General features: G+C 43.0%; 24 protein-coding genes. 1 reads left to right on the forward strand and 23 read right to left on the reverse strand.

The features are described 5' to 3' along the window. Window positions 1-11: 11 nt before the first annotated feature. The 4 genes from buk to V1502_RS14235 form a co-directional block, all read right to left on the reverse strand. Window positions 12-1,118 carry a butyrate kinase gene (gene buk, locus V1502_RS14220; protein WP_409251299.1) on the reverse strand — a complete coding sequence of 369 codons (1,107 nt, stop codon included), beginning with the start codon at window positions 1,116-1,118 and terminating at the stop codon, window positions 12-14. A gap of 430 nt (window positions 1,119-1,548) precedes the next feature. After that, window positions 1,549-2,643, reverse strand: coding sequence for a branched-chain amino acid dehydrogenase (gene bcd / locus V1502_RS14225; RefSeq protein WP_409251300.1), 1,095 nt, complete (start codon window positions 2,641-2,643; stop codon window positions 1,549-1,551). Window positions 2,644-2,870: 227 nt separating this feature from the next. Further along, window positions 2,871-3,776: a phosphate butyryltransferase gene (gene yqiS / locus V1502_RS14230; RefSeq protein ID WP_409254354.1), complete on the reverse strand. Its 906-nt coding sequence runs from the start codon at window positions 3,774-3,776 to the stop codon at window positions 2,871-2,873. 121 nt (window positions 3,777-3,897) lie between these two features. Then, on the reverse strand, window positions 3,898-5,976 hold the full coding sequence (locus V1502_RS14235) for a sigma 54-interacting transcriptional regulator (RefSeq protein ID WP_409251301.1): 2,079 nt from the start codon (window positions 5,974-5,976) through the stop codon (window positions 3,898-3,900). 132 nt (window positions 5,977-6,108) lie between these two features. Between V1502_RS14235 and V1502_RS14240 the strand changes: the two genes are divergently transcribed. Next, entirely contained in the window at window positions 6,109-6,345 is a 237-nt protein-coding gene (locus V1502_RS14240) for a DUF2627 domain-containing protein (protein ID WP_409251302.1), read from the forward strand. 47 nt (window positions 6,346-6,392) lie between these two features. On the opposite strand, the gene V1502_RS14245 is transcribed toward V1502_RS14240, so the two are convergent. From V1502_RS14245 to spoIIIAF, 19 genes are all read right to left on the reverse strand, one after another. After that, window positions 6,393-7,124, reverse strand: coding sequence for a glycerophosphodiester phosphodiesterase (locus V1502_RS14245; RefSeq protein ID WP_409251303.1), 732 nt, complete (start codon window positions 7,122-7,124; stop codon window positions 6,393-6,395). A 170-nt stretch (window positions 7,125-7,294) separates the two neighbouring features. Beyond that, entirely contained in the window at window positions 7,295-8,077 is a 783-nt protein-coding gene (gene spo0A, locus V1502_RS14250) for a sporulation transcription factor Spo0A (RefSeq protein WP_409251304.1), read from the reverse strand. Between the two features lie 1,170 nt (window positions 8,078-9,247). Then, window positions 9,248-10,534, reverse strand: coding sequence for a SpoIVB peptidase (spoIVB, locus tag V1502_RS14255; RefSeq protein WP_409251305.1), 1,287 nt, complete (start codon window positions 10,532-10,534; stop codon window positions 9,248-9,250). A gap of 305 nt (window positions 10,535-10,839) precedes the next feature. Next, a complete protein-coding gene (recN, locus tag V1502_RS14260; protein WP_409251306.1) occupies window positions 10,840-12,543 on the reverse strand; it encodes a DNA repair protein RecN in 1,704 nt (567 codons plus the stop codon). 16 nt (window positions 12,544-12,559) lie between these two features. Further along, a complete protein-coding gene (ahrC, locus tag V1502_RS14265; protein ID WP_044022708.1) occupies window positions 12,560-13,009 on the reverse strand; it encodes a transcriptional regulator AhrC/ArgR in 450 nt (149 codons plus the stop codon). Window positions 13,010-13,516: 507 nt separating this feature from the next. Continuing rightward, the gene (locus tag V1502_RS14270) at window positions 13,517-14,344 is read right to left on the reverse strand and encodes a TlyA family RNA methyltransferase (protein ID WP_409251307.1); all 828 of its coding nucleotides are present in this window, start codon (window positions 14,342-14,344) and stop codon (window positions 13,517-13,519) included. A gap of 2 nt (window positions 14,345-14,346) precedes the next feature. Continuing rightward, window positions 14,347-16,239 carry a 1-deoxy-D-xylulose-5-phosphate synthase gene (dxs, locus tag V1502_RS14275; RefSeq protein WP_409251308.1) on the reverse strand — a complete coding sequence of 631 codons (1,893 nt, stop codon included), beginning with the start codon at window positions 16,237-16,239 and terminating at the stop codon, window positions 14,347-14,349. Window positions 16,240-16,260: 21 nt separating this feature from the next. Next, the gene (locus V1502_RS14280; RefSeq protein WP_409254355.1) at window positions 16,261-16,881 is read right to left on the reverse strand and encodes a hypothetical protein; all 621 of its coding nucleotides are present in this window, start codon (window positions 16,879-16,881) and stop codon (window positions 16,261-16,263) included. A gap of 717 nt (window positions 16,882-17,598) precedes the next feature. After that, window positions 17,599-18,486, reverse strand: a complete 888-nt coding sequence (locus V1502_RS14285) for a polyprenyl synthetase family protein (protein WP_409251309.1) — start codon at window positions 18,484-18,486, stop codon at window positions 17,599-17,601. Further along, a complete protein-coding gene (gene xseB, locus V1502_RS14290) occupies window positions 18,483-18,719 on the reverse strand; it encodes an exodeoxyribonuclease VII small subunit (protein WP_409251310.1) in 237 nt (78 codons plus the stop codon). Before xseB ends, V1502_RS14285 begins: the two co-directional genes overlap by 4 nt. Next, the gene (gene xseA, locus V1502_RS14295; RefSeq protein ID WP_409254356.1) at window positions 18,719-20,068 is read right to left on the reverse strand and encodes an exodeoxyribonuclease VII large subunit; all 1,350 of its coding nucleotides are present in this window, start codon (window positions 20,066-20,068) and stop codon (window positions 18,719-18,721) included. Before xseA ends, xseB begins: the two co-directional genes overlap by 1 nt. A 395-nt stretch (window positions 20,069-20,463) precedes the next feature. Beyond that, window positions 20,464-21,327 carry a bifunctional methylenetetrahydrofolate dehydrogenase/methenyltetrahydrofolate cyclohydrolase FolD gene (folD, locus tag V1502_RS14300; RefSeq protein ID WP_409251311.1) on the reverse strand — a complete coding sequence of 288 codons (864 nt, stop codon included), beginning with the start codon at window positions 21,325-21,327 and terminating at the stop codon, window positions 20,464-20,466. A gap of 11 nt (window positions 21,328-21,338) precedes the next feature. Next, window positions 21,339-21,740: a transcription antitermination factor NusB gene (nusB, locus tag V1502_RS14305; protein WP_409251312.1), complete on the reverse strand. Its 402-nt coding sequence runs from the start codon at window positions 21,738-21,740 to the stop codon at window positions 21,339-21,341. 334 nt (window positions 21,741-22,074) lie between these two features. Then, complete coding sequence (locus V1502_RS14310) at window positions 22,075-22,497, reverse strand: Asp23/Gls24 family envelope stress response protein (RefSeq protein ID WP_409251313.1); 423 nt, start codon at window positions 22,495-22,497, stop codon at window positions 22,075-22,077. A 60-nt stretch (window positions 22,498-22,557) separates the two neighbouring features. Beyond that, entirely contained in the window at window positions 22,558-23,910 is a 1,353-nt protein-coding gene (accC, locus tag V1502_RS14315; protein ID WP_409251314.1) for an acetyl-CoA carboxylase biotin carboxylase subunit, read from the reverse strand. 12 nt (window positions 23,911-23,922) lie between these two features. Continuing rightward, window positions 23,923-24,441, reverse strand: a complete 519-nt coding sequence (accB, locus tag V1502_RS14320; RefSeq protein WP_409251315.1) for an acetyl-CoA carboxylase biotin carboxyl carrier protein — start codon at window positions 24,439-24,441, stop codon at window positions 23,923-23,925. Window positions 24,442-24,891: 450 nt separating this feature from the next. Further along, on the reverse strand, window positions 24,892-25,452 hold the full coding sequence (locus V1502_RS14325) for a SpoIIIAH-like family protein (RefSeq protein ID WP_409251316.1): 561 nt from the start codon (window positions 25,450-25,452) through the stop codon (window positions 24,892-24,894). Between the two features lie 13 nt (window positions 25,453-25,465). Continuing rightward, complete coding sequence (gene spoIIIAG, locus V1502_RS14330; protein WP_409251317.1) at window positions 25,466-26,122, reverse strand: stage III sporulation protein AG; 657 nt, start codon at window positions 26,120-26,122, stop codon at window positions 25,466-25,468. Beyond that, on the reverse strand, window positions 26,112-26,723 hold the full coding sequence (gene spoIIIAF / locus V1502_RS14335) for a stage III sporulation protein AF (RefSeq protein ID WP_409251318.1): 612 nt from the start codon (window positions 26,721-26,723) through the stop codon (window positions 26,112-26,114). The genes spoIIIAG and spoIIIAF overlap by 11 nt, the downstream gene beginning before the upstream one ends. Between the last annotated feature and the right edge of the window lie 10 nt (window positions 26,724-26,733).

Here is a 26,733-nt window from a genome sequence, read left to right on the forward strand (position 1 = left end):
CTTTTGTATCGTTAAACTGTAGCTTTGGTTTTCACTTTTCCAGGATAGTCTTTTTCCTGCTCCTCGCCTTTAAGGACACGAAGTGCACCTTCCGCAAGGGCCTGCAGCTCATTTTCACCTGGGTGAACGATGACATCCGCTATCCAATTGACTCTTTCACTGATTTGTTTAACAAACGCTTTTCCGTATGCCAAACCGCCAGTCAATACGATGGCATCGACCTTACCTTCGAGTACGGCACTTGCTGATCCTATTTCTTTAGCGATTTGGTAAGCCATCGCATCATAAACCAGCTTCGCTTTCTCGTCTCCATTTTCAATCATCTTCTCTACTTTAACTGCATCATTTGTTCCAAGATAGCCGACAAGCCCTCCTTGTCCCACGAGCTTTTTCATAATCTCATCACGATAATAATTGCCTGAGAAACACATGTCGACTAAGTCACCAGCCGGAACTGTCCCGGCACGTTCAGGACTGAAAGGACCATCTCCATGCAATCCATTGTTTACATCTACAACTTTTCCATTCTTATGGACTCCGACCGTAATACCACCGCCCATATGGGTAATGATCAAGTTAAGACCTTCATAGCTTTTATTCAAGTCTTTGGCGACTTTCCTTGCAACCGCTTTTTGGTTAAGCGCATGGAAGATGCTCTTTCTTTCAATTAGGGAAACCCCTGAGATTCTTGCAATTGGAGCAAGCTCGTCCACTACCACCGGGTCAACAATATAAGAAGGAATATTAAGACCTGAAGCGATTTCATAAGCCAATATTCCTCCCAGATTGGACGCATGCTGACCTGAATATCCTTCACGCAAGTCTTTCAGCATTTCTTCGTTTACAGAATAAGTCCCGCCTTCTATCGGTTTCAGAAGTCCTCCACGACCGCAGACTGCACTTAGCTTGGAGATGTTAATCCCCTCTTCATCAAGAGTCTCTAAAATGGTTTCTTTCCTGAATTGATATTGGTCGATGATGCTGTCAAACTCATTGATCTTCTCAGCATCATGTCTCAAAGTCTTTTCAAAAATGGAAATGTCGTTATCAAATACACCAATCTTTGTAGATGTGGAACCAGGATTGATGACTAGAATTCGATGTTCTTTTGCTTCCAATGTTGTTACCTCCAATGTAGAAAAGCATGCGCCTTTCTTTAGTGGTCCCCTTCTTTCTAGATCTCCGCTCCCCTTGTTCTCTTGACCTTTGTTTTTGCTGTTGAAAAAGGTTGGTTGATTTCCACTACAGGCGGCACGGCTCCGCGGGGCGGGCGGTGAGCCTCCTCGGCTGCGCCTGCGGGGTCTCACCTGTCCGCTACTCCCGCAGGAGACCGACCTCCTTCCGTTCCAATTAACTAGCGCGTGAAATATATTGAAGCTCCTATCACCCACCAAAGAACCCTTTACTTCTAATGTACCCTTTTGAACGTTTACCTTTAGAGAAGAGGCACACTACACAATTTTATTATTCAGCATTATTTAACAGCCTTACTTACTTTAAACCAAGAAACGCTTCGCCTCTACGAAGCCAAGCGTTTCAAATAGCAGCTTAGCGGTTGCTCAGGATATGTTTTCCGTTTTGCAGGAACTGGCTGCGGGACTTGCGGTTTCTTTCTATTCTTTCTTCAGCCATGCGGTCCGCTGCAAGGTAAGTCGGAATATTATCACGTTTAGCAATCTCTATTACACGTTCTACATTATTGTAAATCAGTTCTACTTTTTTCATTGCACGGTCACGGTTGTATCCGTAAAGTTCATCTGCAACGTTGATTACTCCACCAGCATTGATAACATAATCCGGGGCATATACGATACCCATCTCATGAATCGTGTCACCATGTGTAGTATCCTTTAGCTGGTTATTTGCAGCACCTGCAATTACTTTTGCTTTTATTTGAGGAATCGTCTCATCATTGATGACGGCGCCTAATGCACATGGAGCATAAATATCACAATCTACACTGTAAATATCATTGATATCGACTGCTTTTGCTCCAAACTCCTCGACAGCACGCTGAACAGCTTCTTTATTGATGTCTGTAACAATCAGCTTTGCGCCTTCTTCATGCAAGTGACGGCAAAGTGTGAATGCCACATTCCCTACACCTTGAACAGCAATGGTCTTTCCTTCAAGAGAGTCAGTACCGAATGCTTCTTTCGCTGCCGCTTTCATTCCGCGGTAAACTCCGTAAGCTGTTACAGGGGAAGGATTCCCAGATGAACCGAACGCAGGTGAAATTCCTGTTACATAATTCGTTTCTTCATGAATCAAGTCCATATCAGCTACAGTCGTCCCCACATCTTCAGCAGTTATGTAACGGCCGTTCAAGCCTTGGATGAATCGTCCAAACGCGCGGAACATTTCTTCATTCTTGTCCTTGCGTGGATCTCCGATGATAACTGTCTTTCCGCCTCCAAGATTCAAGCCGGCAGCTGCATTTTTGTAAGTCATCCCCTTAGCAAGACGAAGAGCGTCTTCAATGGCAGCTTCTTCTGAATCATAAGTCCACATGCGTGTACCGCCAAGAGCAGGTCCTAGTGTTGTATCATGGATACCAATGATTGCTTTCAAACCTGAACTCTCATCCTGGCAGAATAACAATTGTTCATAATCATATTTTTCCATATAAGTGAAGATTTTCATTTTCATTTCCTCCCTGATTGCATGTTTTATTATTTGGCTCTTTTCTAAAACTTTGTTGATATTTACTTTGAAGTTCATGAGGTATAACGATGATTCACAGAAATTATCCTGTTAAACAAGGAAGGGAAGAGCTAATCATCTCGTTCAGTTAGATAAGCCTTTTTATCCGAGGGAAATATTTCCCTTTGGATTTTCCCGATAGCAACAATCTATACGAATACAGCCTTTTATTTAGAAGCTGTACAAATCGCCAATGCAAGCGAATATAACTTACTTTCAGCGCTGTCCGCCCTTGAAGTGAGGACGACCGGTGCTTTAGCTCCTGCAACGACTGCCCCGACTTTCGCCCTCGCGAAATAAATAAGTGATTTATATAATGAGTTGCCTGTTTCTATATTTGGCACAAGCAAGATGTCTGCTTTTCCGGCAGCCTCGCTGTCAATCCCTTTATGTTCTGCCGCTTCAAGGGAAACAGCATTGTCCAACGCAAGGGGGCCGTCTACCACACAGCCTTTGATTTGTCCCCTTCTATTCATTTGGGTAAGGAGTGCAGCATCCACCGTTGCCTGCATTGCAGGGTTTACCACCTCTACAGCAGCAATTGGGGCAACTTTAGGATTTTCAATGCCTATCCCCCGAGCCACGCCAACGGCATTATTAATGATTTGGACCTTTTGCTCCAAATCAGGCGCAATATTCATGGCCGCATCCGTCAAAACCATCAGTCTGTCATAGCCAGGTATTTCGAAGACAGCCACATGAGAGAGAGCATTTCCTGTTCTAAGTCCAAACTCTTTATTCAACACAGCTTTCAGTATAACGGAGGTTGCTATATTCCCCTTCATTAATGCTGTTGCTTCATTATTCCTAACTGCCTTTACAGCCGACTCAGCAGCTTCTTTAACGGTATCAGCGTGTAAAACGGTTACAGCTTTATGGTTTAAGAGCGTTGACGAAACAGTTCCCAGGATTTCTTTTATTTTTTCACTGTCCCCAAACAGTAAGAACTTTGCTATTCCTTGCTCCACTGCCATAGACACAGCTTCCAGTACCTCTTTATCTTCAGCCGCAGCCACTGCAACAGTGGAATCTTTCAAGCGGGTTGCCTGTTCTATTAAATCAGCCAATTTCATAAGTTGTTTCAACCCCTTTCCTCAAACTTGCCATCACATACTACTTACATGCAAGAATCGTGCCAACTCTAAAACACTGAAACCGCTTTATCTGCCCGTGAAGACGTATGCAATTTTTTTCTCAGTCTGCAAACTCTTGCATGCCACCTGTTTCAATTTTGTGTTTTTCAAGTTTATAATATAAATTCCTGACGGATACATTGAGCGCTTTGGCGGTAGCTGTTTTATTGCCTTTATTATGCACTAAAACATCTTGAATAATATTTTTTTCATACTCTTCCAGCATGGCTGCCAGATCGCGAACCTCATTTCCTGGTTTAACTTTTTCCCCTTCATTCTTTTCTTGTATCTTTTCCATAAAGGGGAGATGCTTTGGTTCGATTATTGTTTCGTTATAATTCATAAAAATAATCGCCCTTCCCAGGATGTTTTCTAACTCTCTCACATTCCCAGGCCAGTGATATGCCATCAACCTGTCCATTGCAGATGATTTGATTCCTTCTACATTACGGCCGTAGTCCTGGTTGATCTTTTGGATTAAGACTTCACTTAAAGACGGGATATCGGATTTTCTCGTTCGCAATGGAGGAATCTGAATCGGCATCCTGTTCAGCCTGTAGTATAAATCTTCACGGAACGATCCACTGGCAATCGCTTTTTCGAGGTTGACGTTTGTTGCGGCGATCACCCTGACATTGATACTGATGGATTTGGTGCCCCCCACTTTGACAATTTCACTTTCTTGAAGCACCCGCAAAAGCTTGGCTTGCGTATCCGCTTTCAATTCGCCTATTTCATCAAGGAAGATACTTCCATTGTTCGCTTCTTCAAACAACCCTTTCTTCCCTCCGCGCTTCGCTCCGGAAAACGCTCCTTCTTCATACCCGAACAATTCACTTTCAAGTAAATTTTCAGAGATAGCCGCACAGTTCACCCGGATGAACTTATTATATTTTCTGTCACTTGCATTATGGATGGCATGCGCGAACAATTCTTTACCGGTGCCTGATTCTCCCCTCAACAAAACGGTTGCAGGTGTCTTTGCACCAAGTTTTGCCTGTTCCACAGCAAGCATCATTTCTTCCGAGACACCAACAATATCATCAAAGGTATATTTAGCTTCGAGCGTCCTGATAATCCGCCTGGCCCTGTCCAATTCATTAGTCAATGACTGGATTTCGGAAACATCATGGATAACGCCGACACTTCCCTTGAGCTTGCCGTTCACGATAATCGGCGCAACGTTTACTATGACTTCTTTTTTATGCGGACCGACCCTCATCTTGCTTCCCCGGATGGCCCGGCGGGTCTGAAGCACTTTCAAGTGGATGCTTTCACCCTCAGAGATATCAGCAGTCGCAGGCTTGCCGATGATCTCTTCCTCAGTAAGACCAGTTATCCTGGTATAGGCAGGATTAATCAGGATCCCTTTCCCTTCTTCGTCCACTACAGATATTGCATCATCACTGGATTGAATGATCGCCTGAAGCATTGTTTGGATTTCTTTAAGGTTCGTAATCTCCTCGGCAAGATTCACCACTTCCGTGATATCTTTAAAAACCGCAAAAGCACCTATCACCTCTTGCTCCCCGGTGATCATTGGAATTCGGTTGGAGATAATCTTCAAGCCATTTTCCAAAATTAGTTCCTGGTTGATTTCATTTCTTTGTGTTTCCAATACCCTGGGAAGCTCACTTTTCGGGATGACCTCATAAATATGCCTGCCCAGCGCTTCTTCTGCAGATATTCCAATCATCTTTTCAGCGCTGCGGTTAAACAGGATAATGGTTTCATTTGCATCTATCCCTACCATCCCATCATCCGTAGAGTTAAGGATCAGATCGCGCTTAAAGTTTTCATTTTTCATTTCATCGATCAAGTGCTCTTTTTCCTTTAGGAGCTTTGCAACTAAGAACGCTACACTCCCCGGAATGACCACAGTATTCTTGCCTCTTGAATCTCTAAGGTCTTCAAAGACTTCTTGGTTCCCTGTCACTTCAATGACGATATCTATTTGTTCATCAAGAAACTCTCTCCAGTCTTCTCCGTACGGTATCCCATTTTCCCTTGCATAATGGATACCAGGGCTGTCCCCGTTCAGGTCGCAAACAGCTGCCACTTCCAGCATCGAGGTCTCCCTTAAAATCTTCAGGATAGCTATTCCGCCTTTACCTCCACCTACTACTAATACTTTTTGCAACTTCTTTCCACCTCTTGGTTTTGAGACTGCAATATCTTTCATACATTTTTATTGTAGCGCAACTTCCTTTGGTTGACAAATTTCATCTATGATATAATGACTTCAGTAACATTAATAGAGGAGAATAAAGGTATGCAAAGACTGATTGCGTTAATCATTATGCTGATTCCAGGAGCGCTGGCTGCTTTAGGGATAAAGCTGATGAGAGATATGCTGTTTGGAATCCTGCAACCTCCATTCCCGTCACTCTGGCTGCAATTTATTACGGGGCTTATTTTTTTCTTAGGCGGTTTAGGTTTTATTGCAGGATTCATACTTCATAGAGATAGAAAGAGGAATAAAGTGCAGGACCGGTTTAAAAACAAGTAAGAATTGAAAAAATCTATCCTAGACATAGGATAGATTTTTTGTTTATATCATAGTGACATCATGCTTTTAAGGTTGACCGCTTTCTCAGGATAATCCGTTATGATAGCGGTACAGTTTATGCTGAAGAGTCTTTTCATAAGTTTCTCGCTATTAATTGTATAAGGTCTTACCGCGACTCCCGCTTTCATAGAATCAATGATAACTGCATCCGGGGCAACCTTGATGTTCGGATGAATGGACGAGGCATGGATGGATTGAGCGTACACCCATGGCATAAAGAGACCATTTGAATATAACGGAGCAATTTCAACATCAGGGTTAAGGCGGTGGCAGTGGACTATAGAATAATGGTTAAAGGATGAGATGATTGTCCTGTCTTGATATCCATATTCTTCGATCAACGCAATAACTTTTTCTTCAAGCTGAGGATACGGGATGATCCCGTTTTTCAATTCTATATTGCAGATTATATCATTGGTCTTCATCCATTCAAAAACTTCTCGCAGAGAGGGAATACGCACCTTTTGTAAAAACTTTTTATATTTAAAACTGGCATCCAGCTTTTTTATTTCTTTCAGGGACAGGTCTTTAATAAACCCTTTCCCGTTTGTCGTTCTGTCGACAGTTTCATCATGAATGACTACAATTTCACCGTCTTTTGAGAGCTGGACATCGAGCTCCAGTCCGTCTGCACCCTTTCGCTCCCCCTCGATAAAAGCTTCCATCGTGTTTTCAGGGTGTGTTCCGGCAGAACCACGGTGGGCAAAGATCAAGGTCATAACAACCAACTCCATTCATCAGAATTAGTAATAAAGATTTTCCCAGTTTAACCGCATATACCCTTCCTAACCTATATTTCAAAAAAAATAAACCTGGCAAACCAAATGATTTACCAGGCTTTCTCTATCATATCTGTAAAAAATATATAATGGCGTTACTCCTCAATCTTTCAAGAAGCTTTATGTTCCAATCGAAGCTTATCCGCAACCATCGCGATAAATTCACTATTTGTCGGTTTGGCTTTGCTCATACTGACAGTATATCCGAATAGGTTCGAAATTGAGTCAATGTTCCCACGGCTCCAGGCGACTTCTATCGCATGTCGGATGGCACGTTCCACACGGCTTGCAGTGGTATTGAACTTTTTGGCGATGTCCGGATAAAGAACTTTTGTAATGGACCCAAGCAGCTCAATATCTTTATAGACCATCGAGATTGCTTCTCTTAAATAAAGGTAGCCTTTAATGTGAGCAGGCACACCAATCTCATGAATGATGCTTGTAATGCTGGCATCAAGATTTTTAGGTTTTGATTCTGCAGCAGATCGTGAATGTGATGTGGATTTTTTAAATATCGGACTTGATTTTCCGCTTACTTGACGGATATGACTGACCAGATTTTCCATATCAAATGGTTTCAATATAAAATAGGAAGCACCCAATTCCACCGCTTTCTTCGTCACATCTTCCTGGCCGAAAGCTGTCAACATAATTACATTTGGAATGACAGAACGTTCCCTGATGCGCTCAAGCACAGCAAGACCATCTAGGTGAGGCATGATGATGTCCAATACAATGACATCAGGTTCCACCTCATCAAGAAGTTCAAGGCACTCCTGGCCGTTATGAGCGACCCCCACAACTTCCATGTCATTTTGGGATGAAATATATTCCTCCAGTAAAGATACTAACTCACGATTATCATCTACTACACACACTTTAATTGAATTCACTACAGTTTTCCTCCTCAATCCGATATAATCCATATCCACTCTCTTTTTTATTCTAAAGTAATTTTTCGACAAAGCAATAAGAAATCCTCTTATTTTTTGAAAAAAACTAAAAAATTAATTGTTTTCTTTCATTTCCTTTTATTTTCTCTTAATTTCGACCTGATTCGATATGAGGGTTATTGATTTGTCGAAAAATCTTTATATAATAATTTTATCATAAAATAGAAGCAGGAAGTTGTAGCTTTGGTGGAGAGGGTTGCAAATTTTTTAACATTTTTATACTTGGTTGTTTGTGTAATTTGACCTTATTGCAACACCCGGAAGCCTTGTTTGAGGGTTTTGAATGAATTCATGCTACCTGGGTGAGGTAGCTTTCCGCTACACATGCGTGCCTCAGAGGGCAGAAGTTGAGCATATGCTTCCTTTAACCATTTCTAAATAGGTCAGCGTTGCAGGCAATTGCCAATCTTATTGGCTCAATCACTCTCTAAATGGGACAGAATCCTGTGCATTTTCCATTCTCATTGGCCAATAAGACTCTAAATGGACCAACATACCATTGTATTCCCAATCTAATTGGCCCATTAACTCTCTAAATGGGCCAGCATCCCTTACGATATTGAATCTCATTGGGCCGATAACACCCTAATCGGACCAACATCCCCTTCAATATTGAATCTCATTGGGCCGATAACACCCTAATCGGACCAACATCCCTTACAATATTGAATCTCATTGGGCTGAAAACTTCCTATTCAGACCAACATCCCCTAATATACTGAGTTCCACCGGGCCGAAAACTTCCTAATCAGACCAACATCCCCTAATATACTGAATCTCATTGGGCTGAAAACTTCCTATTCAGACCAACATCCCCTATAATATTGAATCTCATTGGGCCGATAACACCCTAATCGGACCAACATCCCCTTCAATATTGAATCTCATTGGGCCGAAAACTTCCTATTCAGACCAACACCCCCTAATATACTGGGTCTCATTGGGGCGATAACTTCCTAATCAGTCCAACAGCCCCTATAATAATGATTCTTATTGGTCTGAAAACTTCCTAATCAGACCAACAGCCCCTACAATTTTCACCCTCATTGGTCTTCCAGGCAGCCTTCTCTGATCCTCACCACCAAAAAAACAGACGGTATCACCCGCCTGTCAGCTTGCCTTTTCTCTTTCTTCTTCATATATGTCTATTCCTGCTTCGTTAAGCATCCATTCAATGTGGACCCCGTAACCGGACGTTGGATCATTGACAAATACGTGTGTCACCGCGCCGATGAGCTTTCCTTCCTGGATGATAGGACTTCCGCTCATCCCTTGTACAATTCCCCCCGTCTTGTCTAACAGGTCCGGATCAGTGACTTTGATGACCATTCCTTTAGTGGCTGGAAATTTTTGCGGAATCGTGCTGACGATTTCAATGTCGTACAATTCCACTTCCTCCCCATCGACCACCGTCAAGATTTGAGCCGGCCCCTCTTTGACTTGATGAGACAGGGCAATCGGCAGCGCTTTATCAAGCATTCCATTTTTTATGTCTCTGTTTAACTTTCCGAAAATGCCGAACGGGCTGTTCCGCGTGATGTCTCCAATGACATCCCTTTCACCGGTAAAGCGGGCAAGTTTTTCACCAGGCTTACCATTACTGCCCTTTTCAATCGAAGTAACCGTACTGTGTACAATTTCGCCATCTTCAACTACGATCGGTTTCTTCGTATCCATATCTGAAATCACATGACCAAGAGCACCATACTTTTTTGATTCAGGTTCATAAAAAGTCATCGTACCTATACCTGCTGCTGCATCACGGATATATAAGCCAAGTTTGTATGTTTTTTCATTACTATCCTTCAAAGGCTGCAGCTCGGTTTTGATCTTTTCTTCATCCCTTCGTATGACAACCTCCAGAGCATCCATGTTCTCTCCGGCCTCTTGAACGAAAGGCGCCACATCTGCAAGCTTTTCAATTTTCTTCCCGTTAATTTCTGTAATCATATCTCCGACTTGTATTCCCGCCTTCTCACCAGGGGATACTTTGCCGTCTTCTGTTTGTACCAAGTGGTGTCCTACAACCAGCACACCAAGGGTATTCAGCTTCACTCCAATGGACTGCCCTCCCGGAATGACTTTGAAGTCTTTGATGACTTCTACATCCACTTTCTTTATCGGTACACCTGCAAGTTCAAGAAGAACCTCTTCTTTACCGACATTGTCACCCTGTATCGTCAAAGCATCCTTATTGTTACTTAATGCTAACTTGGAGGTGGAAGCGGTCATCGCGGTTACTGGAGCTGCTTTTGGAAGCGTAACTTTTTCACCCTGCATCATGACTATTTTATTTGGTAATTGGATATATTGTTGAACAGGTTTCAAAAAACCTATGAAGCAAAGTGAAACAAGGAGAATTCCACCAATCAATTTCCTGAATAAATCTGAATTCATTTTTTCACTCTCCTCGCTTCTAATCCACACACTTTCTTCCTGGCTACAGTTTTAATTTTGCCTTGAAACAGGACATTTATAACCGGCTCCCAAGAAAAAAAGCTACCCATTTTGGATAGCTGTGGGAATGCTGTAAAAGGCGAATAGTTTTGTTTTTAACACATATAATAGGCTTAAATTTACACAGTTTGTCCATATTTATACATTAATATCTCTCAATGCCATAACCAACTGTAGTTCTGGACAGGAAAAAGGCCGCAAAAAAAAGCCCCGAACCCAATGGGCTCAAGAGCAGTTGAACAACTTTATTTATTTTTAATGGATTCTGCAAGGTTTAGCAATTCTTTTGCATGCTCCCTTGTCAGCTCTGTAAACTCTACACCTGAAATCATTCTGCCGATTTCACGTATTTTTTCTTCTTGCTTCAAGGCTGTGACGGATGTGCTTGTCCGGCCGCCCGCTGACTTTTTGGCTATATATAGATGTGAATCGGCCATGGCGGCAACCTGAGGGAGATGAGAAATACACATGACCTGCGAATTGACGGAAACCTGATAAATCTTTTCCGCAATCGCTTGAGCAACTCGGCCGCTCACACCTGTATCCACCTCATCAAAGATTATGGAGGTGATGCCTTGGTGTTTTGAAAAGATTGTCTTCAGTGCCAGCATCACCCTTGAAAGCTCCCCGCCGGAAGCAACCTTGGACAGAGGCTTCAATGGTTCGCCGGGATTTGTGGAAATATAAAATTCAATCTGGTCCGCTCCATCTTTTCTATACTTAAATGAATTGCTCTTGGAAGGCTCTTGTAAAAAACGGACTTCAAAAGTCGTTTTATCCATATAGAGCTCCTTCAGCTGCTCATGTATGCGGGCAGTCAGCTTTTTCGCCGCTTTTTTTCGAATGCCTGAAAGCTGTTCCGCCTCTAAGTATAAATCTTTTTCTAACGACTTAAGTTTATTCTCAAGCTCATGGATAAGAGCATCTTTATTTGTGACCGTTTCGATTTCCTCTTCTATTTTCGCGCTGTACTCCAGAATTTCTTCAATAGTCGAGCCATATTTTCTTTTTAATGAATTGATTTCATTCAGGCGGCCTTCAATGGTATTAAGCCTGTCGGGTTCGAATTCAAGCTCATCCAATTCCGAACGTACCGTACCTGCAGCCTCCTCAAGCAAATAATAACTGTTAGAGATCGACTCCATGAGACTGTCATATTTCGAATCCACACCCGCAGCTCCTTCAATATGACTCATCGCCAGGCCGGTCCAATCCAAGCCGCGACCTTCTCCCTGTATACTGTTATAGCAATTTTGCAGCGACTCGAACAATTTTTCAAAATTCATCAATTTGTTCTTTTCTTCCAGGAGTGCTTCATCTTCACCTGGTTGGAGTTCCGCTTTTTCAATTTCTGATAACTGAAATTGAATTAAATCGAGCCTATGGGCCATTTCCTGCTCATTTTCATTATACTTTTTCAATCTGCTCTGAACAGACTCATATTCCTTGAAGACATCTTTATAATTTTGCAAGGAATTTTTCAATTCTTTTGAAGCAAACTGGTCAAGCAATGTAAGATGAAGTGTTTCATTCATCAACTCCTGATGTTCATGCTGGCCGTGAATGTCGATTAGGGTTGAGCCCACTTCCCTTAATGTTGCAATGGTAACCAGCTTTCCGTTGATCCGGCATACACTTTTCCCCAGACTGGAGATGTCCCTTCTCAGGATTATCATCCCTTCTTCAATCTCAATCCCAAATTCTGCAGCTTTTTTATAACAGGGATGGTTTTCGTTTTCCAGGGTAAACAGGCCTTCTATTTCAGCCTTCTTCTCGCCATGTCTTACAAATTCGGAGGATCCCCTGCCTCCTACAAGTAAATGGACGGCATCAATGATAATTGATTTCCCTGCGCCCGTTTCACCTGTAAGGACAGTCAGCCCCTCTTCAATAGAGACGGTCAGTTCGTCGATGATTGCGAAATTCTTTATTGAAAGTTCCTGTAACAATCCTGTATCACCTCAATCAAAGCATATCAAGAAATTGCTGCGATATTTTCTCCGTATCCTCTTCTGTCTTGCAGATGATCAAACATGTATCATCACCGCAGATGGTACCTAAAATCTCTTCCCAATCAAGATTGTCTATAAGGGCACCAATGGCATTCGCATTTCCTGGCAGCGTTTTCATCACCAGCATATGACCTGCTGAATCGATCTTGACGAACGCATCAGTCAGTGTCCTTTTCAATTTTTGAAGCGGGTTGAATCTCTGGTCTGCCGGCAGGCTGTATTTATAACGCCCATCCATTAATGGGACCTTAACCAGGTGAAGTTCTTTAATATCCCTGGATACGGTAGCTTGCGTTACGTTGAAGTTAGCGTTCTTCAACCGATCAACAAGCTCATCCTGTGTTTCAATATCATGATTTGAAATAAGTTCCCTGATTTTGATTAATCTTTGCCCTTTGTTCATCATAACTCCCACACCTCTAACTCGTTAACTGCTGTATATTTATACTTCTACATTCATGTTAGCTTATTTATATTATTATCACAATAAAAAAACAAAGCTTGTTTTGATTTTGGCTCCCTATGTATGTTTTCCTTTTACGCAGATTTCATAAACCTCATTGCACTTGAAACCAGCAGCGAGGTGCCGTATTCAATAAAAACAACCTCAAAGGATTAGGTTTATTTACACATTAAAAGATCGTAACTAAAAGATACTCTTCTATATCTTTTAACAAGACTCTTTTCAAAAGCTTTGTTGCTATTTAATATGAAATTTAAGAGATATAGCCATAATTCCCAGAACTTACCCTGATAAGCCAGAAAGGAAAGAGCTAATTGCCCTATTCAGTTAGACAAGCCCTAGTACCCGAGGGAAAAATCCGCCCTTTTGGATTTTTCCAAAAGCAACAATCTATACGAATTCAGCCTTAAACAAAAGAAAAAGAATAAACCAGGGAGTTTATTCTTTCTACTTCGACTTAAATTCATTTTGCGCTTGGTCCACTACTGATTGAATGGTGTAGCCAAGGCGATTCTCTCCTGCCTCTTTTTCACCATGCCACGATAAATGAATCAGGAATTCGATATTTCCCTCGCCGCCTGTAATGGGAGAAAAGGAAAGATCCCTGACATCGTAGCCTTCTTTAAGGGCGAGCTGGACGATTTTTTCAATGACAGCATGATGAATTGTCGGGTCCTTGACAATCCCCTTTTTTCCTACCTGCTCTTTTCCTGCTTCAAATTGCGGTTTGATCAGCGCTATCACATCACTGTCACGAACGAGCAGCGTTTTAAGGACAGGCAAGATGAGGGAGAGGGAAATAAACGAAACATCGATTGTCGCAAAATCGGGCATCTCAGAAACAAGATCCTCCGGTTTTACATATCGAAAGTTGGTCCTTTCCATCACGACAACTCTTTCATCCTGCCTCAGTTTCCAGGCAAGCTGGTTGTAGCCGACATCGAGTGCATAAGAAAGTTTAGCCCCGTTCTGCAAAGCACAATCTGTAAAGCCTCCTGTGGAAGAACCAATGTCGAGCATCGTTTTCCCTTCTACGCTTACATCAAACGTTTTAAGTGCTTTTTCAAGCTTCAAGCCGCCCCTGCTAACATAAGGCAGGACATTTCCTTTGATGGTAAGGGGGATGTCTTCATTAACTTTCTCCCCCGGCTTATCAAGCCTGGACTCCTTGCTGTATACCAGTCCGGCCATCACAGCCCGTTTAGCTTTTTCTCTTGTTTCCGCTAATCCCCGTTCTACAAGGAGTACGTCTAATCGTTGTTTTTTTACTTTCATCTTCAAGCCCTTTTTTGTTTTTTTGGTATCATTGATTGAATACGGTCAACAACACTTTCCGTCGTCATCCCAATTTCTTTTAATAATTCTTTTACACTTCCATGTTCAATGAACTTATCCGGAATCCCGATACGCTCAACCGTCGCTTCATTAAAACCGTGATCATGGGCAAATTCAAGGACTGCACTGCCAAATCCGCCTTGCAGCACGGCCTCTTCAATTGTTAGGATTGGCATGTTGTCCTGCATTATTCCGGAAAGCATTTTTTCATCAAGAGGCTTGATGAACCGGGCATTTACGACTTTTACAGAAATCCCTTGTTTTTCAAGCTGTTCTGCAGCTTCAAGGGCCATCGGTATGGTTGTGCCAAAAGTGAGGATCGCCGTGTCCCTGCCTTCTTTTAATACTTCCCATTGGCCGATTGGTATCGTCTTCAGTTCCTTGTCCATCTTGACACCTAAACCGTTGCCTCGTGGGAACCTGAGTGCAATCGGTCCATCATCATATTGAATGGCGGTGTTGACCAGATGCTGGCCTTCATTTTCATCCTTCGGCATCATGAGAACGACGTTTGGCAGGTGGCGCATGAAAGCAATATCGAAGACTCCCTGATGAGTTTCACCATCTGCTCCTACAAGTCCCGCCCTGTCTATCCCGATGAACACGTTCAAATTCTGACGGCAGATGTCATGCAGCACTTGGTCATACGCCCTTTGGAGGAAGGTTGAATAAATGGCTAAGAATGGCTTCATCCCTTGTGTAGCGAGCCCGGCAGAGACGGTTGCAGCGTGCTGCTCAGCAATTCCGACATCAAACATGCGGTCAGGGAATTCACTAGCGAATCCTTCCAGTTTAGATCCCACCGGCATAGCAGGAGTGATTGCCACAATCCTTTCATCTTCCCTGGCCAGCTTGCGGACTGTTTCACTGACCAAACCGCTCCAGGACGGAGGTGCGCTAACCGGCTTGATTAAATCTCCTGAATCTATTTTATAGGGACCGGTTCCATGCCAGGTTCCTTTTTTATCAGATTCCGCGGGATGAAAGCCCTTCCCTTTTTTCGTGATGACATGCAGAATAACCGGGCCTTCTGTCTTTTTCGCATACTGAATGTTTTCCAACAGATCATTATAGTCGTGTCCGTCTATCGGACCAAGATAAGTAAAGCCCATTTCCTCAAAGAACATACCGGATACAAACAAATATTTAAGGCTGTCTTTCACTCTTTCCGCTGTTACAGCCAGCTTACCGCCGACAGCCGGTATCTTTTTAAGGATATACTCCAACTCATCTTTGACCCAGTGATATTTCCCTGCAGTGCGTAAACGCCCCAGCACATTATGCAGGGCTCCCACATTCGGGGCAATGGACATCTCATTGTCATTCAAGACGACAATCATATCTTTCTGTTCATGGCCAATATGGTTCAATGCTTCCAGGGCCATACCGCCTGTCAAGGCACCATCTCCGATAACCGGCACTATGAATGAATCTTCTTTCTTAACATCTCTGGCTATGGCCATTCCCATCGCCGCAGATAAGGAGGTCGAACTGTGTCCTGTTTCCCAGACGTCATGTTCGCTTTCCACCATTTTAGGGAAGCCGCATAAACCTTTATACTGACGCAGTGTACCAAACTGTCCTGCACGTCCAGTCAGGATTTTGTGTACATACGATTGATGGCCGACATCCCAGATGATTTTGTCTTTAGGACTGTCAAAACATTTATGAAGGGCAATCGTGAGCTCCACGACTCCCAGGTTGGGGCCGATATGTCCACCTGTTTTTGATAGGGTTTCTATTAAAAATTTTCTAATATCTTCGCTTAAGAGTTCAAGTTCTTGCTGTGATAACGACTTTAGAAAGGAAGGGTCTTTAATTGATAACAGATCCATCCAGGTCACCAACTTTCATAACTAAATGTTTTGTTTCAATTTTTCACGTTTTTTTCGCTTTTTATCTTTTTTATCTTTAATGATGGTAAGGTGAAATTTATCCTCCACAAATTGTAACACTTTTCCTACCTGAAAGATAATATCCTTCGAATACTGGATGGCCAATGTCTTTCCGAGGGCTTTCCCTCCGACAGTCAATGCTGCTATGAAACTCGTCAAGAGTACGTTAACCGCATATTCTATTGGAGAACCATTATTGATCTGAAGATCGAGGGTCAGACCGATCATGACGATTGCTGCAGCCGTACCGCTTATAATTCCGGATATATCTCCGATTACATCATTACAAAAGCTGGCAAAACGATCCGCATTCCGGACAATCCGGATGGACTGCCTGGCACCATACACCTTCTTGGCTGCCATCGCATGGAAAGGGGTTTCATCAGCGGCCGTGGCAGCTATTCCAAGCATATCAAAAAAGATACCTATCAAAACAATGATAAGCACTACAATCAAGCCGATCACCCAGGTAACCTCGTTCAATATCAAATTAGAAAAGATTGAAAAAAGAGCCGCTAACACAAACGTGATAACGGCAATGCTAATACTCCATTTTATTGAGTTTTTCATTACGTCCTTCATCAGGGCCATTACACACCGTTTCTCTATTAAGAATCTATGTAAATAAGTATTAATCATATAAAATATGTAAAGGGATGGTCATACATTGAGTAAAAATTGCAGCTTAGGTCCAGTAGGTTTTCCCAATCAGGTACCGGATGTCGCCATACCGGCGGTTTCCCTTTAAACCCGACTTAACTGTGTCACCAGCAGTTAGACTGGATTACCACTTAGTCCGCACTATAATCCTCAATATATGTCACAAACAGGAACAGTCTAGGAGTTTTCCTCGGCAACCTTTAACCATGTTCTTAGCCTCTTTTGCAAAGTGGATTTCATATGGGCGAAAAAGCACATACCAATGGCCAACTGATGTGTACCTTGTAACCATAATCCCCTCACACTTCACTCAAGGCAGGCTACGCTGCTAGCGGTTGTCACCGCATCGCAGGTCTATACTCCGTTCTGATTGCTCATGCAATCTGCCGGCCCAGAACGGAACCTCCGCGGTGCAAGGGTCAACGCCCACATGCCATTGTGGATCGCCCTTGCACCTTACTCCCAGCTTCGACCCAAGGCTGGGCGCCTCAAGCCGAAACAAGGAACTTCATCGATGTGCCCTTTAGTGGATTTTTAGGCCCACCTTCAGAACTGGTAGATTGACTAGAATACTGCACCATCCCTATTCAGTTGTGAATACATTATATCATGAAATCACTATTTTTCAAATAAGGCAGTTTAATGATCTCTTGATGCAATCATGTCAGCAATTTCTACAAGCAGCCCATTTTCCAGGTCAGAAGAGGCAAGAGCCGCCTTGCCCTGTTGCAGATGACTCCGCAGCTTTTCCTTTGCCCCCTCGAGAGTAAGGAGAGCCGGGTACGTACTTTTAAATTTATTTTCATCACTGCCAACGGGTTTACCGATCTTTTCCTCACTGCCTTCTACATCAAGGATGTCATCCTGAATTTGAAAAGCCAAACCGATATGGAAAGCATACTCTTCCAAATGGCGTATCTGTTCTTCTGTTGCCTCTGCCAAAACGGCCGCCGCCATCACGCTGAAAGCAAGAAGTCTGCCGGTCTTGTTCTTATGGATATACTCCAGCTCTTCTACAGACAGCAACTGGTTTTCTCCTTCCATATCTGCAGCCTGTCCTCCTACCATCCCCTCAGGTCCCGCCGATCTTGCCAGCAGGGAAACAAGTCTTAGCAATTTGTCAGAAGAGACACCCGGTGTTTCTGTGAGAACTTCAAAACTGTAAGTCAGCAGGCCGTCACCCGCAAGAATGGCCGCCGCCTCGCCAAAGACTTTATGATTTGTGGGTTTGCCCCTTCTCAAATCATCGTTATCCATGCTCGGAAGGTCGTCATGAATGAGGGAATATGTATGAATCATTTCAAGGGCTGCCGCTGCTTCAAGTCCTATTTTTGGATCTTTTCCAAAAGTATGAAGGGTGGCAAAAAGAAGAATCGGCCGGATCCTTTTACCTCCCGCTTTCAAAGAATAGGACATAGCTTCTTTCACTTTTTCCGGGGCATCCAATTTTTGTACCAGTTCATCCAGTTTGCTTTCCAGCAGTCTTTTATACTGAACCGTAAAGGTATCTAACGTTACAGGAATCACGAATTATCCTCCTCAGATAAAGAGAATTCTTGCTCACCTTCATCCGTCATCAGCTTTGTCATTTGTTTCTCAGCATGCTTCAACGTATCATGACAATACTTGGACAATTCCACTCCCTTTTGATATTGCTGAAGTGCTTCTTCAAGAGGGACCTCTCCTTCTTCAAGGCGCTGGACAATCATCTCCAGTCTTTCCATCGCTTCTTCAAATGACATTTTTTTCTCTTCAGCCATCAGTTTTCACTCTCCTCTATAGAATCTATCCGGCAATGCAGCTTGCCATCTTGAAGGTGTACGGTTACCTTCTCTCCTTCTTTAACTGCCTCCTTTGTCTTGACGAGCTTTTCATTCACGGAATATACCAGGCTGTATCCTCTATCCATGACCCGGAGCGGACTCAATGCTTCCAATGTTGAGATCGTCCTGCTGAAGTCACTTTGTTTCTGTTTAATTATGTTTAAAAATTGTGCCTGTAACTGTTTTTTCATACGAAGGTGCTCTTCGTGTTTCTGTTCCCATAACCTGCCGGGGTGGACTCTTTGCAAACCGGAAGATAACCTTGCCAATTTATCCCTGTGAGTCTGCATTCTCATTTGCTGCGTTCTGTTCAACGTATCAGTCAAACGATCGACAGCCTCAATTTTCTGCTCATATAATCGGCGGGGATTTCTGAACACAATAGAAGAGCTGACATTCTTCAATCTCGACTTTTCACTGTTCAACCTTGCTTTCATCCCTCTGATAAGCATGACTTTCCGGCTCAAGACTCTTTCCAGCAGGTCGTCTATGTGGGGAACAGCAAGCTCGGCTGCCGCCGTTGGAGTGGGTGCTCTCATGTCTGCTGCGAAATCAGCAATCGTAAAATCAGTTTCATGTCCGACGGCCGAGATAACTGGAATAGCGGATTCAGAAATCGCAAGAGCCACGCGTTCTTCATTAAACGCCCACAACTCTTCAATGGAACCTCCGCCCCTCCCGACAATTAGAACATCTATCTCCCTATTCTCATTGGCTCTCCTGATGCAATCAGCAACAGACCGAGATGCCTTTTCCCCCTGGACCAATGCGGGGTAAACCAGTATCTCACCTAGCGGATACCTGCGTTCAATGGTTGTGATGATATCCCTTACAGCCGCCCCTGTAGGGGAGGTAATCACTCCGATTTTCCGGGGAAACTTGGGCAGGGCTTTTTTTCTTGTTTCATCAAACAGACCCTGTCTTTCAAGCTTTTCTTTAAGCTGCTGATAAGCAAGGAATAAATCACCTATCCCATCGGGCTGCATTTCTTTCACGTAAATTTGATACTGACCGCCGGCTTCATAGACAGAAATATCCCCTCTGATTAATACTTTCATGCCATTTTCGGGTCTGAATTTCATGGAGGCGTTGGCAGAAGAAAACATTACAGCCAGTATTCTTGCTTTCTCGTCCTTCAAAGTGAAATACATATGTCCGCTTGAATGTCTTTTAAAGTTCGATATCTCACCTTTCACATAAATTCCTGAAAGATGAGGGTCTTTATCAAATTTCCTTTTTATATATTTGGTCAATGCCTGGATCGTCAGGTATTGAGGCGTTTCCATTCCACTCATGTCCCCTCTCACCAGTTATAGCTTCCGTTTAGCTGCGGCAGCCATCACCACTAAGTATGAATCTTTTTTACAGAACGTATGAAAAATTATTATGTATAATCAGCTTAACAAAAAGCTGCTTCCTTAGTCTGGAATGCAGCCTTTTTGGCACAATATTATTTTACTAAGGCTCTCTTCTTAAACTTTGTTGCTATTTTATATGATTCACATAAAATTGAGCTCACATCCAAGGAAATATGCAAGTAAGAAAAGAGCTACTCTGCTTGTTCAGAGTGAAAAATTGTAACCCGGGTGAAAAATCCGGCACCTGAGATTTTTCAAAATGCATTAATCTAGACGACAACAGCCTTTAACAAAAAAAGATGACAAGCTGCAGCAGATATACTTTAGAGTTTTCGTTCGGAAAGTGTCCTGCGGGCAGCCTTTACGGTGTTAAACATAAGCATCGTTATGGTCATCGGGCCGACCCCGCCAGGTACCGGGGTAATATAGCCCGCTGTCTCACTGGCACTGTCAAAATCAATATCACCGCATAATTTCCCTTCTTCATCTCTGTTCATGCCCACGTCGATAACCACCGCTCCTGGCTTGATGTCACTTCCGTGAATGAATTTCGCACGCCCGGCAGCTGAGATCAGTATATCGGCATCTCGGGTGTAATCTGAAATATTCTCCGTTTTCGAATGGCAGTATGTCACAGTGGCGTTTTCCTTAAGCAAGAGCTGCCCTGCCGGTTTTCCGACAATATTGCTTCTTCCCACTACGACCGCATGCTTTCCTGCTGGATCTATATTTTCATATTGAAGCATTTTCATAATGCCGTATGGTGTGCATGGGAGAAATGCCTCTTCCCCTATCATCATCCTGCCGATATTCACAGGATGAAAACCATCGACATCTTTGTCCGGAGAAATTTTCTCAATCACCTTTGCCGTTTGGATTGCGTCCGGGAGAGGCAGCTGGACCAGAATGCCATGAATCGATGAATCGTTATTCAGCTGTTCTATTTTTTCCAGCAGTTCCCTTTCGCTGACTTCATCGCTGTACTCAATCAGGACAGAATGGATACCCATTTCTTCGCAGGTTCTCCGCTTCATTTTCACATACGTTTTAGAAGCAGGATTTTCTCCTACGAGGACGACAGCCAACCCAGGAACCAAACCTTGCTCTGTCAATTGTTTCACTTCTTCTGTGATGGAATTTCTATAGTGCTGTGCTATTTGCTTTCCATCGATAAGTTTTGCGGGCATCTAACTCCCCCTTATTCGTCCCGGGCTTCAATACCGGCATTCACTTTTGAAAGTACGCCATTGATGAATTTACCAGACTGATCATCTCCATATGTCTTGGCAATCTCAATTGCTTCATTGATGACGACTTTACCGGGTACATCTTCAACTTCCAATAACTCGTATACGGCTACACGCAGAATGTTTCTATCGACTTTCGCGAGCCTTTCAAATGACCACTTTTCCAGGTTCTCCTTGATGAGGCCATCTATTTTTTCTTTATGTTCCGTTGCCCCTTTTACAAGGTTCTCAAGATATTCGTCAGAAGGTGCATCTTCATATACATTTGTTAACGCCTCATCGGCAGTCATTCCGGACATATCCATCTGAAATAATGCTTGTAAAGCTTTTTCACGCGCTGTACGTCTTTTCATTTTGCTTTGTACTCCTTTAATCTAATCAGATTTCATCATATCAATGATAATAGCATAAACGAGCCGGTGAAAGCACGTAAACACCAATTAATCCTCTATTCTGAATATTTAAAAGCGGGAAGGCCCCGCTCAGCGGTGTACGGTCTATGACAGCACCATAACTCTTCCTAGTTGCCCGGAGCAAATATTGTAAATAGTTCGCCGGAGTAAAAATCGCCTCTCCTATTTACCGGTATCCGTTTACGTACCTGTATAAAATAAAAATTATTGAATACAAATAAAAACCAAAGGCCGCAGCCTTTGGTTTTTGTTAACTATTGATTCTGTTCCGAAGTCAAAGCTCTTCATCAAGCTCCTGCTCAGTCTTCTGGTTTTCAAACTGCACTCCGACAACATGGATGTTCACTTCTTCAGCTTCTAATGCTGTCATGTTAAGAAGTGCCTGTCTGATGTTATCCTGAATCTTTTGAGCAGTATTTGGGATAGAAACACCGAATTGCATGATACAGTATACATCGACCACGATGCCTTCCTCTGCAAGTTCGACTTTAACTCCCTTACCGTGATTTTTTTTGCCCAGTCTCTCAACGACACCGCTGGCAAAATTACCGCGCATTTGCGCTACGCCTTCAACTTCTGACGCAGCAATTCCTGCAATCACTTCTATTACTTCGGGTGCTATTTCAATTTTACCTAAACCGTCTTTACCGTGTGACATTTGTAATAGGGCTTGGTTGTGGTTTTGATTTTCAGCCATGAATGTACACCTCCACTGATTTCGCCTGTTTTTCTATAATTTATTATAACACAGCTTTACTTAAGACTTCATTACCTCATGTATTTCCAAGAACTTCGTGTTAAATTCCCCGCTGACGAAGGTTTCGTGCTCGAGCACTTTCAGGTGGAATGGGATGGTTGTGTGCACTCCCTCGATGACAAATTCGCTCAATGCCCGTTTCATTCGGGCAATCGCTTCCTCTCTCGTCGCCCCATAAGTGATCAGCTTGGCGATCATGGAATCATAATAAGGAGGGATCATATACCCAGGGTACGCAGCAGAGTCGACCCTGACCCCAAGTCCGCCCGGAGGAAGATACAAATCAATCTTACCTGCGGAAGGCATGAAGTTCTTCTCAGGATTTTCTGCATTGATGCGGCATTCGATCGACCATCCGTTAAATTCGATATCTTCCTGCTTCAATGACAACCTCTCTCCTGATGCCACCTTAATCTGTTCCTTGATCAAGTCGACACCGGTTACCTGTTCCGTAACAGGATGTTCAACTTGGATACGCGTATTCATTTCCATAAAGTAAAACTTATTGTTCACATGATCAAAAATAAACTCGACCGTGCCTGCGCCTGAATAATCAACCGCTTCAGCAGCCTTTACTGCAGCCTGCCCCATCTGCTCTCTGGTCTCTCCGTCAAGGGCGGGTGAAGGCGTTTCTTCAATCAACTTCTGCAAACGTCTTTGGATCGTGCAATCCCTTTCGCCTAAGTGAATGACATTGCCGAAGTTGTCTCCAAGCACCTGGATTTCAACGTGCCTGAAATCCTCGATGAATTTTTCAATATAAACTCCCGGATTGCCGAAAGCTGTTGCAGCTTCCTGCTGGGTGATATTCACGCCTTTAATAAGGTCCTGTTCTGTCTTGGCCACACGGATTCCTTTTCCACCACCGCCGGCTGTAGCTTTGATGATTACAGGGTAGCCGATTTTTTCAGCCAATGAAACCGCTTCCTCTGCATCCTTCACGATTCCTTGAGAACCCGGTACGATCGGTACACCCGCCTCTCTCATGGTCTCTCTCGCTACGTCTTTTGTCCCCATTTTGGATATGGCTTCCGGAGACGGGCCGACAAATGTGATATTGCATTCACGGCAAAGCTCTGCAAAATCTGCATTTTCGGCCAGGAATCCATAACCGGGATGGATGGCGTCACAATCAGTCAGCTTTGCCACACTGATGATATTCGTGAAATTCAAATAACTGTCTTTACTTGCTGTTGGACCAATACAATAAGCCTCATCAGCCAGTTGTACGTGAAGTGCTTCCCTGTCAGCTTCGGAATAAACAGCAACACTTTCTATTCCCATTTCACGACAAGCACGGATCACACGTACAGCTATTTCTCCTCTATTTGCGATTAACAGCTTCTTTATCATAATGATCGCTCCTTATTCAGGCTTAACCAGGAATAGCGGCTGACCGTATTCAACCAATTGTCCGTCTTTCACTAAAATTTCTACGATTTCACCTTTAACTTCTGCTTCAATTTCGTTGAAGAGTTTCATGGCTTCTACGATACAAACTACAGAATCTTCACTAACTTTGCTCCCTGTTTTCACATAGGCATCCTTATCTGGTGATGGAGATTGATAGAAAGTACCAACCATCGGGGAGACAATCTTATGCAGGCTTTCATCCGCTGCTGGTGCAGGAGTTTCTGTTTTAGCAGGTGCCTCTGGTGCTTTTGGAGCTTGAGCAGGAGCCTGGGCCTGAGGTGCTGGAGCAGAAACTGCTTCTTCTGTTTTATGTACTTCGTTATTTTGGATTGCTGCTTTTTCTTCGACATAAGTAACAGCCTTATTTTTCTTCATTTTGATCTTGGAACCATCAAGTTCATATGAAAACTCATCAATACTTGATTGATCAACAAGTTTTATCAATTCGCGTAATTCTTGAATCTTTAACATAATGACACCCCTTAGAGTAATTATTAAAAATTAGGACTAGCTACTAATATCATACGATAAGACCTAGTAAGAATTCAATATAAGAATGAACTAAACTTATTGAAATCAGATTTAGTTAGTCCCCAAAAGCTTATCCTCTTTCTATTGTAAGCTTCTTTTGCAATTTTTCAAAGTTTCATCCATCCCTATATTTACATAAGAGCGGACGAGTGTTTGATAGGAAGGGTTTTCTTTCAGTGGTTGTCCGTGTTTTTTGTCCATTAACAATTATTTAATCATGACTTGACAAAAAAGACTAAAACTTTTTCCTTGATCTCATCTTTCCCTTGCTTCCTTTCCGCCATTAAGAACCAATTAATATTTACTCGCAGTCCAGATCACAATTAGTTCAAAAACCCATGCAAGAAAAGAAGCCGCCTGCCCTCAGGCAGCCGGCTGAATTATGAATATTTAGTTTGAAGGCTGGAATTCGACAGCCACTTTTTGCATAGCCCCAATTTCATCTGTTACCAGGCGGATGATCTGGTTAGCTTCAGAAGGGGAATGTTCTTTGGCCTTGACCGTTACACGAACCTGCTCTCCATCTGCTCTCACCAGTGCATCTTCATATCCCATAGATTTAATTAGTGTTTCTAAAACAGTTTCGGTTGTCGCCAGCTCTTTAAGCTGATCCATTTGTTCGATTGCCTCATTCTTTTCTTCAATGGAAATGTCTGAAGATGCTAGTTTGGTTTCAAGATCCTCTCTGCTCTTTGAGCGCTGGTCCATGAATTCCATGCGGAGAGTTTCAAATACTTCATCACCGGCAGCTTCGGTTACGATATTCATTTCGCCCTCAGCAGATGCTTCTTCACCTTCAACAGATGTTCCCTCTCCTTGCGCCGGAGTTCCGTCTTCCATCTTAGCCATATCAGCTGCCTGCTGTGTCGGCGAGGTAATATAATACACAGATAACACGATCACAAGGCTTAACATTGTCAATAACCAGACTGTTTGTTTTTTCAATAACATATTCATTTCCCCCTTAATTTTTAGGCATGACTGCTACCCGGTGGCTGGGAACATCCAGCACCCGTGTGACAGATTCAATGATCCATTTTTTCACTTGTATGTTATCAGCACCCTTGGCAACAACAAGAACGCCGCTGATTTTAGGTTTCTTAGTTTCCATAATGATCGGGACTTCTTTTTCATTGTCTCTGATGATGACCAACTGCTCATCCGAAGACTTATCTTCAATAGACCGGTTCCCGCCTTCCCGATCAGTTTCCTTTGTCACCTGGGTCTGGGTGGAATTATTTTTCACGTAAACTTTTCGCTCAGTTGATTCCACATTGACGACAATGGTCGGGTCGCTTACACCGGCAATTTGCTCAAGCGCTTCCTTCAGCTGGTTTTCGTACCGCTCCTCGTACTCTTGCATTATGGTATCCTTTGAATCTTTGTTTCCAAAGGCCGGCACTTCTTCCTGCTGCGGTTCGCTATCGGTCTTCATGACCGTTGAAGCCTCATGAGCACCGCTGTTCCATAAATCACTGATGAGCATAAATGCAATTCCGAACAGCAGGACAATTAAGAAATAATGAATTTTTCCTGGTTTTTTCTCAGGTTCTGAACTATCAGTGGAATCTTTGCTGAAAAGCTGCTGCAATGCTTTAAGCGGACCTTTATCAAATTTCATGATTTTCTCTTGCACCTCCTTCGATCGTGATCACTAGTTTGTCACCTGGAATATTCCATTTCTTTGAAAGCATATTCGTGATTTCCTGACCGCTCTCATCCTTTGGAATAGTTTTGGTGGTATCGATTTCTACTGGTTTGATTGCTGTGACTGCTTCATCCCGGGAGGTATCCAGATAAATTGAGACTGACAAGATGCTTTCCGGCAGCTTCTCTAGGTCGTCCGCTTCCAGTTCGATATGCCTTACAGTTAAACCATATTGGTCTATCATCTCCTTTTCTACATCATCTTTCATTTGGACAGCCATCTGTTCTAAAATATATGCACGTTGTGAGGCTTGTATTTCTTTTTTCTTCATTTCTACTAAATTTTCTACCGAAGCAGTTTTGACAGGTCCTTCTAAATTCATTTCGGCAAGAGCTTCTTCAAAGTCTGCTGTAAATAACTTCATGAGCGGAGTTAAGATAATTGTAATCAGAAGGAGCCCTGTCACGACCTTTGTGTATTTTTGCATGTTGGAACTCGGGAGAAGCATATCGATCACGCTTGCCAATAAAACAAAAACGATAATATTGGTTACCCACTCTGTCAGAAAAGACATCTTCCCCCTC

This window comes from Rossellomorea sedimentorum (assembly GCF_046237645.1).
GTDB classification, from domain to species: domain Bacteria; phylum Bacillota; class Bacilli; order Bacillales; family Bacillaceae_B; genus Rossellomorea; species Rossellomorea sedimentorum.